The sequence below is a fragment of the Lysobacter sp. DMC97 genome (assembly GCF_056313745.1).
Window position 1 is genome coordinate 220,271 of sequence record NZ_JBQUZR010000004.1, and the last position, 12,644, is coordinate 232,914.

Here is a 12,644-nt window from a genome sequence, read left to right on the forward strand (position 1 = left end):
AAGCGCTCGTGTGTTGCAGATTCGTGCGCGTCGCCGCCGGTGATGGCGTTCGACATGCATTTCCGGCTCGATCATGCGGCGGCGAAGTCGCGAACCATGAGACTGCCGGCGATCATGCCGACATCCGGCCATCGTCTTCGCATGCCTGTCATGACGCACCAGCGTTGCGCGCGGCCCCCTTGCCACCCACGCGCGCCTCGCAGTGTGTCGCTACAACATCCGGCTCGCTCGAAACACATGCGAAACCGGGATGGTCGTGTCCTTGTTCATGCACCCGACGACGCGTGAACCCGTCGCATCGGGTGTCGATCACGACCCGAGAAGAGCAAAACAGCGCGACGTCATGAGCATGTCGCTGCCGTGATCCTTCGTTCTCGACGCCTTATCCTTGGCACTCCGTATTCGGAATCATTTCCATTCGGCGGCCTAAGCTAATGGCTGCGGGTGGCCAGTGCAATAGGAGCGATTGGCCGGAAAATGAAATCCGAATGTTCGTCATGCGGCCGCGAAAGAAGTGCAGACAGTCCGTTTTTCGTGACGAATCTCCGGGTTTTCGTTCGCGATCGCGACGAATTCCCGCATGCAATCGTTCCCGTCTCAACGCGCATGCGCATCGCGAGTCGCCGCATCGTGTTCACGAAGATGAGCCTTCGCAAACCCGATGACACCAACCGGCGACCATGCACCGCCCCGCATCGATCCGACAGGATTCCCGACGTGCAATGTGCAGTGCATCGATCGTGTTCGCCGCATCATCGTCACGCGTGACGATCGTGAGTCACGGGCCGCAGCGCGTTTCGCCTCTTGCACGTGACGCGCATGCAACGGGCCATCGTCACCGCTGCCACATCCCAGCATCACGCATGACGCGTCCGGTATCGCGGACAAGAAAAATCCCGGAGGGCGCGAGGCCGGCCGGGATTCCGTGTGCAACGCCTGGCGATCGAATTCAGAACGGAATGTCGTCGTCGGAGAAATCGTCCATCGGCGGCGGACTGCTCGCCGGCGGCGCCTGGCGCTGGCCACCACCGCTGCCGCCGCCATAGCCGCCGCTGCGCTGACCACCGCCGTAGCCGCCACCGCTGCCGCCGCCGTAACCGCCGCCTTCGCTGCGCGGGGCGCGCGCGGGGCGATCGCCGCCGCCGGCAGCTCCGCCTTCGCCGCGACCACCGAGCATCTGCATCTCGTCGGCGATGATGTCGGTGAAGTAGCGCTCGACGCCGTCCTGGCCGGTGTACTTGTCGTAGCGGATCGAGCCTTCGACGTAGACCTGCGAACCCTTGCGCAGGTATTCGCCGGCGATTTCGCCGAGCTTGCCGAAGAACGTCACGCGGTGCCACTCGGTGCGTTCCTGCTGGTTGCCTTCACGGTCCTTGCGGACGCTGGTGGTGGCCAGACGCACCTTGGTCACGGCCATGCCGCCCTGGGTGTACTTGGTTTCGGGGTCGTCGCCGAGGTTGCCGACGAGGATGACCTTGTTGATGCCGCGTGCCATGAACGTACCTGCCGTTGTGCCGTGGGTGGCGCAGAACATTGGATTATAAGCCCGGCGTCCCGGAATCGGGACTTCCCGCGGCCGGGGGTCGGGGTTCCCCGACACCGGGCAGGGACCTTCCACGGCGGCGCCTTCTATAATTGCGCGTTCTCCACGTCCGGACCCCCCATGCACGCGACCTCGGCGACCCCTGCGCTCGACCTGCCCGCCATCCAGGCGCTCGCCGCCGCCGACATGGCCGCGGTCGACGCCCTGATCCGCCGGCGCCTGGCCTCGGACGTGGTGCTGGTCAACCAGGTCGCCGAGCACCTCGTCGCCGCGGGCGGCAAGCGCCTGCGGCCGATGCTGCTGCTGCTCGCCGCGCGGGCGCTGGGCCACGGCGGACCGGACGCGCACCAGCTCGCGGCGGTGGTCGAGTTCATCCACACCGCCACCCTGCTCCACGACGACGTGGTCGACGAGTCCGACCTGCGCCGCGGCCGCAAGACCGCCAACGCGCTGTTCGGCAATGCCGCCAGCGTGCTGGTCGGCGACTTCCTGTACTCGCGCAGCTTCCAGCTGATGGTCGAACTGGACCGCCTGCCAGTGATGCGCATCCTCGCCGACACCACCAATGCCATCGCCGAGGGCGAGGTGCTGCAGCTGCTGCACGTGCGCAACCCGGACACCGACGAGCCGGCATATCTCAAGGTGATCGAGCGCAAGACCGCGGTGCTGTTCGCGGCCGCCACGCGGCTGGGCGCGCTGCTCGCGGGCGCCGACGAGGCGACCCAGCAGCGCCTGCACGACTACGGCATGGCGCTGGGCTACGCCTTCCAGATCGCCGACGACGTGCTGGACTACAGCGCCGACGAAGCCGCGCTGGGCAAGCACCTGGGCGACGACCTGGCCGAGGGCAAGGCGACCCTGCCGCTGATCCACGCGATGCTGCATTCCGATGCCGCGACCCGCGACCGCCTGCGGGCGATCGTCGAGGCCGGCGAGGTCGAGGCGATGCCCGAGGTGCTGGCGGCGATCGAGGCCACCGGCGGCCTGGCCTACAGCCGCAAGCGCGCCGACGACTACGCCGACGCCGCCGAACGCGCGCTCGACGGGCTGGGCGACAACGATGCGATCGCCGCCCTGCGCGGCCTCGCCCGCTACGCGGTCCGCCGCGACCGCTGACCGCGATGGCGTTCCCGGCGAACGAGCGCGCGACGCTGCTGGCGGTCAAGGGCGTGGGCCCGACCGTCGTCGACCGGCTGGAACAGATCGGCATCGACTCGCTCGCCACACTGGCGGCGACGAAGCCGGAGGACATCGTGGCACAGGTGGCCGCGATGCTCGGGGCCAGTTGCTGGAAGAACAGCCCGCAGGCCCGGCGGGCGATCGCCGACGCCGTGGCCGCAGCCCGGCACGCGACCGCGGCCTGACGGTCTCCTCGAACCTTGCGTCACCCGGCCGGACGGCCGCACGGCGGGCACATCGGCCGACCGCGCGTCCGCCCGGGACACGTCACGGGTTGAAACGCTCGTGGAAGAACAGGTTCATCATCGAGAACGCCCGCTTCGCGGCGCGCTCGTTGTAGACGCAGCCCGGCGGGCTGTTCGCGCCTTCCAGCGCGAAGCAGTGCACCGCGCCGCCGAGGTTCACGAACTGCCAGTCCGCGTTCGCGGCCTTCATCTCGTTCTCGAACGCCTGGATCTGCTCGGCCGGGACGTAGGTGTCGTCGGCGCCGTTGAGCGCGAGCACGCTGGTCTTCAGCGCGCCGGCTTCCGCGGGCAGCGTGGTGTCGAGGCCGCCGTGGAAGCTGACCACGCCGGCGACGTTGGCGCCGCTGCGGGCCAGTTCCAGCACGGTCTTGCCGCCGAAGCAGAAACCGATCGCGCCGATGCGGTCGACGTCGAGCGGTGCGGTCTTCGCCTGCTCGCGCAGGGCATCGAGCGCGGCCGCGGCGCGCGCGCGCAGGCCCGGAAGATCCTGGTACAGCTTGGTGACGAGCGCGCGGGCGGCCTTGTCGTCCTTCGGCCGCACGCCCTTGCCGTAGACGTCGGCGACCAGCACGACGTAGCCGGCGGAGGCGATCTGCTTGGCCTTTTCGACCGACGCCGGGGTCACGCCCTTCCAGTCGGGCACCATCACCAGACCGGGACGTTTGGTGGCGTTGGCATCGTTGTAGACGACGTAGCCGCTGAAGCGGAGCTTGCCCTGCTTCCATTCGACCGGTTTGGCCTGCATGGCGGCGAAGGCCGGCAGCGTCAGCAGCAGCGAGAGGATGAGGGCGGCGACGGGGGCCGCACGACGGAACAAGCGCATGGGACCGTACTCCATGTCAGGGGGACAGGCGGCCAGCCTACCCGGAATCGACGACGGTTTCCCCTGCACGGTGCCCGCAATCGAACATCGCCGATCCGCGGGGCTCAGGCGATGCCCAGCCCCGGAATGGCGGCGATCGTGTCGGGATCGAATCCGCCCAGCGCCGCGAAATGGCGGCCGCGCTCGGTGTAGTCGCGGTAGGCGCCGAAACTGGGCGCGCCGGGCGACAGCAGGACGATGCCGTTGCCGACGACGCGGCCGCCGTTTTCCGCGGCGAGCAGGCGGCGGGCGGCGTCCACGGCCGCGGACAGGTCCCCGGCGGCCGCCAGTCCGAACCCGGCGTCGGCCGCAACCGGCGCCAGCAGCGCGTGGATCTTCGGCCCGTTCTGGCCCATGGTCACGACGGCCGCGGGCGGGTCGGTGCGCAGGGCGTCGGCGAAGTCGCGCCAGTCCAGGCCGCGGTCGTGGCCGCCGACCAGCACCGCGATGCGACGGCCGCGGAAGCAGTCCAGCGCGGCCAGCGTCGCGTGCGGCGTGGTGCTGATCGAGTCGTTCACCCAGGTCAGGCCGTCGCGTTCGCCCAAGGTCTGCAGCCGGTGCGGCAATGGCCGGAACGTGGCGGCGTGCGGCGCCAGCGCGACGGCGTCCAGCCCCAGTGCCTCGATCGCCGCCAGCACGGCGCAGAGGTTCGAGCGGTTGTGGCGCCCCGGTAGCGGCACGTCGGAGGTATCGAACACGGCCTGATCGCCGCGATGCACCACGTCGCCGCGCAGGTGCCAGCCATCGGGACGACCGACGTAGCGGATCTCGCTGTCCGGCAGCGGCAGCGCGGCCAGCGTGCGGTCCTCGCCGTTGAGGATCGCGATGTGCGGCGCTGCCACGGTGAACAGCGCGAGCTTGTCGGCGATGTAGCGCGCCTCGCTGCCGTGCCAGTCCAGATGCTCGGGAAAGATGTTCGTCGCGACCGCGATCCCGGGCCGCACGCCCGACAGCGCGACGTCGCGGGTCTGGTAGCTCGACAGTTCGATCGCCCAGAATTCCGGCGGATCGTCGATGTCCAGCAGTTCCAGCATCGGCAGGCCGATGTTGCCGCACAGCGCGGTGCGATGGCCGCCGGCGCGCAGCAGGTGCGCCAGCAGCGCGGTGGTCGTGCTCTTGCCCTTGGTGCCGGTGACGCAGAGCGTGCGCGCTTCGGGATGTTCGGCGAACCACAGCGCGGTGCCGCCGGCGAACAGCGTGCCGCGCGCAGCGGCGTCCATGGTCTCGGGGCCGTACGGGCTGATGCCGGGCGATTTGATCACCACCTGGAAGCGCGACAGGCGATCGGCATCGACCGTCGTCTCGATCGACAGCTGCGGATCGCCCAGCGCCTGCGCGTCGGCGGCCTCGGCTTCGGAGCAGAACAGCGTCAGCGGCTGCGACGGCAGCCGGCGCCGCAGGGCGCGCCACGCGGCCCGGCCTTCGCGGCCCCAGCCCCACAGCGCGACGCTGCGGCCGGCGAGGCCCGCGATGCCGCCGCGCACGGCCTCAGGCGACGAACCGGGCACGCAGCCGCTCCCACAGCGCAGCGGGGACGCGGTGTTCGTCGTCCAGCGCCAGCAGCGGTTCGATCGCGAGGTCGCCGTCGACCAGTTGCGGCCGGATCTCGCGCGCGAAGCGCTCGACGATCTCGTCCTCGCGCCAGTCCGGGCGCTCGGCCAGCGCAGCCATCGCCGCACGCGATTCGCGGCCCTCGCCCACGCACTCGAACGGCTTGTGGTCGCGGAATTCCAGCAGCGCGTCATAGCCCGGTATCTGGCCGGCGTCGTCCAGCAGGTTGCGGCCGAAGATCGCGACCAGCCGCGGCTTCGGCATGAACGGCGCCAGCGCGAGGAACACGAAATGGCACTTCGGGCAGACGCCGCACCAGCGGCTGGCCGGGCGTTCGCCGAGGATGTGGAAGTTGCGGTTGCAACTGGAGAAATGCGCGTCGTAGCGATCGGTCTTCGCGAACTGGCGCGCGACCGCGAGTTCGCTCAGCGGGCGCAGCAGCGAGTAGTAGTGCAGGTCCGCGGCGACGTGGCGATGCACGTGGTCGCCGAAGTCGCGTTCGAACGCCCAGCCCTTCGACCACTGGTGGTTCACTTCGCCGGTGCCTTCGATGAGGCTGCCGTAGCTGGCCGAACGTTCGTTGGAGAACACCACCTGGTCGACGCCCAGCAGCACCGCGGCGAACACGAGGATCGCGGAGTTCACCGCGGTCACCGGGATGTGGCCGTTCCACGCGCCCTGGCGGTTGTATTCGAACAGTTCCGGCGCGAGCTGGCGGCCGAGATTGAGCGTCGGCAGGCCGGTGCGCTCGGCGCAGGCCTTGATCAGCTGCGAGCCGCCGATCCACGTCACCGTCTGGTCGACACCGGCGTCGCGCAGCGCCTCGATGCTGACCAGCGAATCCTTGCCACCGCCGATCGCGACCAGCGCGTGTTCGCGCAGACCCAGCGCGGGCGCGGTAGACGCGGCCGTGGCCGTCGCCGGGAAGCGAATGCGGCCATGCAGGTCGAGGCCGTTGCGGTAAGCGAACTCGCCGAGGCCGTGCAGGTAGATCGAATCGAGCAGCGCGGCGGTGTCGGCGTCGATGGCGTAGCCGTCGATGCGGATCTCCGGCGGCACCGCGGCCTTGTAGTAGCTCACGCCGGCGATGAGGTGCAGCAGGCGCAGCGCGCGCTCGGCCGCGATCGCGCGATCGCCGTCCAGCACGAAGGGCGCGCCAGGCACGGTCACGGTCTCGACCAGCTCCGCGCCGTCGTCGAAGGCGTAGACCAGCTGCGCGACGCCGGTCTGCGCATCGAAGCCGCAGCGGACGAAACGGAAGGCGCGGATCGCGTCGCGGTTGAATTCGGCACTCACGGGGACACTCCAGGGGCGAGCGCGGGCGACCAGCGCTTGCGGACGAAACGGATGACGAAGTATTCGATGCAGATCGCGGGCACGATGCCGACCGCGAAGGCGAGCAACGTGTAGCTGCCGGCGGTCGCCGCCATCGCGGACAGCGTGGCCGGCCGCTCGTAGGGTGGGAGATGACGTTCGAACTGCAGCCAGGTCCAGATCGTGGCCCACAGCACCACGAACAGGACGGGAAATGCCAGCAGGCTGATCCGGACTGCATTCGCCAGCGCCCCCCGCTGACCGAACGTCGGACTGCGCGACACCCAGACACTCGACACGCAGGCGGACATCATCGTCGGCAAGAGGGCCAGCACCAGCAACTCGCCGGCGAATGGTCGGAAATGCCGGATATCGCCGGTCCATTGGAAGAACATGGACAGGCCGAGCGTACCGACCACCGCCGCGGCCAGCGTGCTTCCCAGTGCCAATGCGCCGCGCTCCCTCACCCCACCACCTCTTCCACCGGCAGCGACCGCAGGTTGTAGGTGCTGGCCATCGACATGCCGTAGGCGCCGGCATCGGCGATCAGCACGACGTCGCCTTCCTGCGTCGCGGCGGGCAGCATGCGCGCGCGGCCGAAGACGTCGCTGCTCTCGCACACCGGACCAACGACGTCGAACGGCAGCACCGCGTCATCGTCGAGGCGCGACAGGTTGCGGATCGCGTGGAAGGCGTCGTACATCGCCGGACGCACCAGCGCATTCATGCCGGCGTCCAGGCCGATGCGGCGCACGCCGTCCTTCTCGACCACCTGCGTGACCCGCGCAAGCAGCACGCCGGCTTCGGCGACGAGATAGCGGCCCGGCTCGATCGCCAACGCGAAGCGCGGATACGCGGCCTTGATCCCGGCCAGACCCTCCGCGAGGGCGTCGACGTCGAACGGACGCGCGTCGGGCGTGTACGGCACCGGCAGGCCGCCGCCGATGTCGATCGTCTCGACCGTGCCGATCTGCTCGGCCAGCGCGGCGAGATCGGCGTAGACCTCGCGCCAGTGGGCGACGTTCTCGATGCCGCTGCCGAGGTGCGCGTGCAGCGCGACGACGCGGGCGCCGAGCTTGCGCGCGGCGTCGACGAAGGCGCCGGCGCGGGCGATCGGCAGGCCGAACTTGGCGTCGCTGCCGCCGGTGCGGACCTTCTCGTGGTGGCCGTCGCCGCGGCCGAGATCCAGCCGCAGCCACAGCGCGCGGTCGCGGAAGACGTCGGGCCAGCGTTCCAGCGCTTCGACGCTGTCGACGGTGACGTTCGCACCGAGCGCCAGCGCGGCGACGTATTCCGCGCGCGGCGCGAAGCTGGGCGTGAACAGCACCCGCGCCGGATCGAGGCCGGACAGCGTCTCGAACACGTGTTCGACCTCGGCCAGCGACACGCACTCGAAGCCGAACCCCTCGGCCGCCAGCGCGTGCAGGATCGCCGGATGCGGATTGGCCTTCAGCGCGTAGAAGCGGCGATCGATCGCGACGACGCCGCGCAGCGCGCGGGCGCGGGCGCGCACGGTCGCGAGGTCGTACACGTAGGCGGGCGTGCCCTGCCCCGCGCGCGCGACGAGCGCGGCCGCCTGCGCCTGCCACCACGGTGCCGGGCGCTCGGGCCTGCCATGCGCGATCTCGGTCCAGCTCGGGCCGAACACCGCCGCGTCCTGCACCGGCATCGCGCCGCTGCGGATCAGTTCGCCATGCAGTTGCGGCAGCAGCCCGTCGGCGTCGGCCTCGTCGACCACGAAGGTCAGGTTGAGGTCGTTCGACGACTGCGAGATCAGGTGCACGCGCTCCTTGCCGAAGGTCGCCCACACGTCCGACAGCTTGTGCAGCAGCGAGCGCATGCCGCGGCCGACCAGCGTGATCGCCGCGCACGGCGCGATCACCTTCACCCGGCAAATCTCGGCGAGGTCCGTCGACAGGCGATTCAGCACGTCGCTGCTGACGAGGTTTTCGCTGGGATCCAGCGACACCGTCACGTTGGTTTCGGACGAACCGATCAGGTCGATCGACAGGCCGTGGCGCTTGTAGCGCTCGAACACGTCGGCGAGGAAGCCGACCTGCTGCCACATGCCGATCGATTCCATCGACACCAGCACGATACCGTTGCGGCGGCTGATCGCCTTCACGCCCGGCACGGTGGCGACGCCGCCGTCGATGCGCGTGCCCGGCAGGTCCGGGCGTTCGGTGTCGAGGATCGCCATCGGCACGCCGGCGTCGCGGCACGGGGCGATCGAGCGCGGATGCAGCACCTTGGCGCCGGTGGTCGCGATTTCCTGCGCCTCGGCGTAGTCGAGGCGACTGAGCAGGCGCGCGTCGGGCACTTCGCGCGGGTTCGCGCTGAACATACCGGGCACGTCGGTCCAGATCTCCACCCGCTTCGCCTTCAGCAGCGCGCCGAAGTACGCGGCCGAGGTATCGGAACCGCCGCGGCCGAGGATGGCGGTGCCGCCGTCGGCGTGGCGGGCGATGAAACCCTGCGAGATCAGCAGCCGCGTGGGCTGCGTGGCGAAGCGCTCGCGGAAGGCGGCGTCGCCCTGGTAGCGGCAGTTCACCGACAGCCGCTGCGCCCAGTCGCTGGCGTTCGGCAGCGAGACCGCGTCGAGCCAGCCGCGCGCGTCGCACCAGCCGATGTCGTGGCCCTGCGCGTGCAGGTAGGCGGCGCCGATCGTCGACGACAGCAGTTCGCCCTGCGCCAGCACCTCGGCCTGCCAGTCCAGCGGGCGGGTCGCGGCACGCGCGTCGTCGCCGAGGCCGCGCAGCGCGGCGAGACGTTCGCCCAGCACGGCGTCGGCGTCGAGATCGAGGTCGGCGCAGAACGCGCGGTGGCGTTCGACCAGCGCGGCGATGCGCTCGCCGATGCCGTTGCCGTCCGCGATCGCGGTGAGTTCGTTGGTCACGCCCGACAGCGCCGAGACCACCACCAGCACGCGCACGCCTTCGTCGTCGGCCCGTTTTTTCGCGAGACGTCCAATCGTGTCCCAGCGGTGGCGGCGCGACACCGAGGTGCCGCCGAACTTGAGCACGACCCAGGCGGGGCCGGCGGAATGCGTATCGGGCATCGGAAGGGGGCGGATAGACTGAGGGGGCCGGCGCGTGGCCGGTCCCCAATTCTATGCGAACCGGACCGCCCGCCATGAAGTCGTTGCGCTATCTGCAGATGGACGTGTTCGCCGATCGCCCCGGCGCCGGCAACCCGCTGGGCGCGGTGCTGGACGGCGACCGCTTCGACCCGGCCCGGATGCAGGCCTTCGCGGCCTGGACCAACCTGTCCGAGACCATCTTCCTGCTGCCGCCCACGCAGCCCGGCGCCGACTACCGCGTGCGGATCTTCACGCCGTGCTCGGAGCTGCCGTTCGCCGGGCATCCCAGCGTCGGCGCGGCGTGGGCGGTGCTCGACGCCGGCCTGGTGCCCGCCGGGCGCACGACGCTGGTGCAGGAATGCGCCGCGGGCCTGCTGCCGGTGCGGGTGGAGGTCGACGGCGATACCCGCCGCACGCATGTCCGCGCCCCGCGGGCACGGCCGGTCGACGAGGCCGTGCCCGCGGATCTGCTCGTGGCTGCACTCAGCGGCATGAAGCGCGGCGGGCTTGAGCCCGCCCTCTGGTGCAACGGCCCGCGCTGGTGGCTGGTCTCTCTGGCCGATGCCGCGGCGGTGCGCACGCTGGCGCCGGACCTGCCGGCCATCGCCGCGCTGTGCCGGGCGACCGGCGCGACCGGGCTGGCGGTGCATGCGCCGGAATCGCGCGACGGCCACGACCTCGTCGTCCGCGCGTTCTGCCCGTCCGACGGCATCCCCGAGGACCCGGTCACCGGCAGTGCGCAGGCCGCCATCGCCGCGCAACTGGCCGCCGCCGGCCGCCTGCCCGGGCACGGCGGCCACTACGTCGGCAGCCAGGGCCGCGAACTGGGCCGCGACGGCCGGGTGTCGGTCGAAGTGGATGCCGACGGCGAGGTCTGGATCGGCGGCGCCACGCAGCCGATCATCCGCGGGACGGTCGACTGGTGAGCCGCATCGTGAAAGGATGCCGCCAATGACCATTTACGCCTTGCAATACGAACTGCGCCCGGCGCCGCACAGCGAGGATTTCGCCACCGTCGGCGGCGCGATCGCGAACTCGTTCGTGCGCGCGGACACGCCCGAAGCCGCGCACGCGGCGGCCATGGCCTATTTCCGCGACCAGGCCTGGGAGCTGGTGGCGGTGGAGCATCCGCCGCAGCCGGTCGACCGCGCCCGCTGCGAGGACGATCCCGAATTCCTCGACGCCTTCGACGAGGCCGAGGCGCACGGCGAATGCCACCTGTTCCACCTGTGGCCGCCCGAGGACCGCGACGGCGCGCCGCTGCACTGATCCGCAGCCCTGCACCTCGCGCTGCACTGCCCCCGCGCCCCGACGCTGCTAAGCTGCCCCGCCCCGCAGAACGCCACGCCCATGACCGCACGCCGCTATGTCCAGGTCGACGTCTTCGCCGACCGCCCCGGCGCCGGCAATCCGCTCGCCGTGGTCCTCGACGCCGACGGCCTGAGCGACGCGCAGATGCAGGCGATCGCGAAGTGGACCCGGCTGCCCGAGACCACCTTCGTGCTGCCGGCCACCGACGCCGACACCAGCTACCGCATCCGGATGTTCAGCCCGCGCCGCGAAGTGCCGTTCGCCGGCCATCCCAGCGTCGGCACCGCGCACGCCGTGCTCGAAGCCGGCCTCGCGACGCCGAAGGACGGCCTGCTGGTGCAACACGGCATTGCCGGCAAGCTGCCGCTGCGCGTGACCGGCAGCGGCGCGACGCGCACGATCGCCGTGCGCACCCCGCGCGCGACCGTGCGCGAGATCGCCACCGCCGACGACCCGCGCCTGCGCGACGTGCTGGCCACGCTGCCGCTGGGCACGCTGCCGCCGGTGCTGATGGACGGCGGCCGCCGCTGGTGGATCGCCGAACTCGCCGACGAAGCGACGCTGCGCGCAGCCACGCCGCCGTGGCCGGCGATCGGCACGCTGGCCGAATCCACCGACAGCATGGGCCTGTGCGTGTTCGCGCGCAGCACCGACCCGGTCTACTACCTCGCCGTCCGCGCCTGGGTCGGCGCGCCGGCACAGTTCGAAGACGCCGCTTCCGGCGCCGCGAACGCCACCCTCGCCGCGTGGCTGGCCTCGCAGGACGCCCTGCCCGGCGACAGCGGCTTCTACCGCATCAGCCAGGGCCGCGAAGTCGGCCACGACGCCATCATCGAACTCACCGTCGACGCCGGCGGCGACGTGTGGTCCGGCGGGCGCGTGTGCTCGGTGGTGCGCGGGGAACTGGACTGGCGGTGAGCGGAAGGCTTCGGCTCCGCCAGGACCTCGACGTCACGGCGGCCTTTCCCTGTCATCCCGAACGTGGGCGCAGCCCGCGGAGGGACCTGCTTCTGACCGTCATCCCGGCGCATGCCGGGACCCCGCTTTCATGAGAAGCCGAGCTTCTGCGCCATGCGGAGGGCGCATTCCATGCCCCTGTCGTTGACGCTTCGCACCGCCACCGTCGAAGACGCGGACGCCATCAGCCGACTGGTGGTCGGCCTGGCGCATCACTTCCTCGAAGATCCCGACGCCGCCGCGGCGCAGCCGTTCCTGGCGACCCTGACGCCAGCCGCGACCGCGCAGCGGATCGCCTCGCCCGATTTCCGTCATTACGTCGCGGAAGACGACAGCGGCCTGTGTGGCGTCATCGCGCTGCGCGGCGGCTCGCACCTCTACCATCTCTTCGTGCGATCCGACCGGCACCGCCGCGGCATCGCGGGCGCCCTGTGGCGGCACGCGAAGGCGCTGTCGGGCCACGACACGTTCACGGTGCGGTCGTCGCTGTACGCGGAACCGGTCTACGCGCGGCTCGGATTCGTCCGCGAGGCGCCGCCCCGCACCGATAACGGCGTCACCTGGGTCGCGATGCGCCATCCCGGCGGTTGAGCGCCGGCCTGC

Annotated in this window: 12 protein-coding genes; 6 read left to right on the top strand and 6 right to left on the bottom strand. The window is 70.9% G+C overall.

What is annotated here, in order from left to right:
* Positions 1–949 precede the first annotated feature (949 nt).
* Positions 950–1,495, bottom strand: coding sequence for a single-stranded DNA-binding protein (ssb, locus tag ACT53Q_RS10100; RefSeq protein WP_476186522.1), 546 nt, complete (start codon positions 1,493–1,495; stop codon positions 950–952).
* 168 nt (positions 1,496–1,663) lie between these two features.
* Between ssb and ACT53Q_RS10105 the strand changes: the two genes are divergently transcribed.
* Together ACT53Q_RS10105 and ACT53Q_RS10110 are read left to right on the top strand one after the other, a co-directional pair.
* Positions 1,664–2,659, top strand: a complete 996-nt coding sequence (locus ACT53Q_RS10105; protein ID WP_476186523.1) for a polyprenyl synthetase family protein — start codon at positions 1,664–1,666, stop codon at positions 2,657–2,659.
* Between the two features lie 5 nt (positions 2,660–2,664).
* Entirely contained in the window at positions 2,665–2,907 is a 243-nt protein-coding gene (locus tag ACT53Q_RS10110) for a DUF4332 domain-containing protein (RefSeq protein ID WP_476186524.1), read from the top strand.
* Positions 2,908–2,989: 82 nt separating this feature from the next.
* On the opposite strand, the gene ACT53Q_RS10115 is transcribed toward ACT53Q_RS10110, so the two are convergent.
* From ACT53Q_RS10115 to ACT53Q_RS10135, 5 genes are all read right to left on the bottom strand, one after another.
* Positions 2,990–3,790, bottom strand: a complete 801-nt coding sequence (locus ACT53Q_RS10115) for a dienelactone hydrolase family protein (RefSeq protein ID WP_476186525.1) — start codon at positions 3,788–3,790, stop codon at positions 2,990–2,992.
* Between the two features lie 104 nt (positions 3,791–3,894).
* Positions 3,895–5,301, bottom strand: a complete 1,407-nt coding sequence (murD, locus tag ACT53Q_RS10120) for a UDP-N-acetylmuramoyl-L-alanine--D-glutamate ligase (RefSeq protein ID WP_476186832.1) — start codon at positions 5,299–5,301, stop codon at positions 3,895–3,897.
* Positions 5,302–5,317: 16 nt separating this feature from the next.
* Complete coding sequence (gene murL, locus ACT53Q_RS10125; RefSeq protein ID WP_476186526.1) at positions 5,318–6,676, bottom strand: UDP-N-acetyl-alpha-D-muramoyl-L-alanyl-L-glutamate epimerase; 1,359 nt, start codon at positions 6,674–6,676, stop codon at positions 5,318–5,320.
* Complete coding sequence (locus ACT53Q_RS10130) at positions 6,673–7,161, bottom strand: hypothetical protein (RefSeq protein WP_476186527.1); 489 nt, start codon at positions 7,159–7,161, stop codon at positions 6,673–6,675. Before ACT53Q_RS10130 ends, murL begins: the two co-directional genes overlap by 4 nt.
* Positions 7,158–9,752, bottom strand: a complete 2,595-nt coding sequence (locus ACT53Q_RS10135; RefSeq protein WP_476186528.1) for a bifunctional aspartate kinase/diaminopimelate decarboxylase — start codon at positions 9,750–9,752, stop codon at positions 7,158–7,160. Before ACT53Q_RS10135 ends, ACT53Q_RS10130 begins: the two co-directional genes overlap by 4 nt.
* A 74-nt stretch (positions 9,753–9,826) precedes the next feature.
* Here ACT53Q_RS10135 and ACT53Q_RS10140 point away from each other — a divergent pair, with 74 nt between their 5' ends.
* The 4 genes from ACT53Q_RS10140 (at position 9,827) to ACT53Q_RS10155 (ending at position 12,632) form a co-directional block, all read left to right on the top strand.
* Complete coding sequence (locus ACT53Q_RS10140) at positions 9,827–10,699, top strand: PhzF family phenazine biosynthesis protein (RefSeq protein WP_476186529.1); 873 nt, start codon at positions 9,827–9,829, stop codon at positions 10,697–10,699.
* Positions 10,700–10,724: 25 nt separating this feature from the next.
* Positions 10,725–11,042: a hypothetical protein gene (locus tag ACT53Q_RS10145; protein WP_476186530.1), complete on the top strand. Its 318-nt coding sequence runs from the start codon at positions 10,725–10,727 to the stop codon at positions 11,040–11,042.
* A gap of 81 nt (positions 11,043–11,123) precedes the next feature.
* Complete coding sequence (locus ACT53Q_RS10150) at positions 11,124–12,002, top strand: PhzF family phenazine biosynthesis protein (RefSeq protein ID WP_476186531.1); 879 nt, start codon at positions 11,124–11,126, stop codon at positions 12,000–12,002.
* Positions 12,003–12,173: 171 nt separating this feature from the next.
* Positions 12,174–12,632: a GNAT family N-acetyltransferase gene (locus tag ACT53Q_RS10155; protein WP_476186532.1), complete on the top strand. Its 459-nt coding sequence runs from the start codon at positions 12,174–12,176 to the stop codon at positions 12,630–12,632.
* The last annotated feature ends 12 nt before the right edge of the window (positions 12,633–12,644 follow it).

What these genes read in the sequence shown, in the direction of transcription:
- ssb (WP_476186522.1), bottom strand. Translation starts at nt 1,495, where the DNA reads ATGGCACGCGGCATCAACAAGGTCATCCTCGTCGGCAACCTCGGCGAC.
- ACT53Q_RS10105 (WP_476186523.1), top strand. Translation starts at nt 1,664, where the DNA reads ATGCACGCGACCTCGGCGACCCCTGCGCTCGACCTGCCCGCCATCCAG.
- ACT53Q_RS10110 (WP_476186524.1), top strand. Translation starts at nt 2,665, where the DNA reads ATGGCGTTCCCGGCGAACGAGCGCGCGACGCTGCTGGCGGTCAAGGGC.
- ACT53Q_RS10115 (WP_476186525.1), bottom strand. Translation starts at nt 3,790, where the DNA reads ATGCGCTTGTTCCGTCGTGCGGCCCCCGTCGCCGCCCTCATCCTCTCG.
- ACT53Q_RS10135 (WP_476186528.1), bottom strand. Translation starts at nt 9,752, where the DNA reads ATGCCCGATACGCATTCCGCCGGCCCCGCCTGGGTCGTGCTCAAGTTC.
- ACT53Q_RS10140 (WP_476186529.1), top strand. Translation starts at nt 9,827, where the DNA reads ATGAAGTCGTTGCGCTATCTGCAGATGGACGTGTTCGCCGATCGCCCC.
- ACT53Q_RS10145 (WP_476186530.1), top strand. Translation starts at nt 10,725, where the DNA reads ATGACCATTTACGCCTTGCAATACGAACTGCGCCCGGCGCCGCACAGC.
- ACT53Q_RS10150 (WP_476186531.1), top strand. Translation starts at nt 11,124, where the DNA reads ATGACCGCACGCCGCTATGTCCAGGTCGACGTCTTCGCCGACCGCCCC.
- ACT53Q_RS10155 (WP_476186532.1), top strand. Translation starts at nt 12,174, where the DNA reads ATGCCCCTGTCGTTGACGCTTCGCACCGCCACCGTCGAAGACGCGGAC.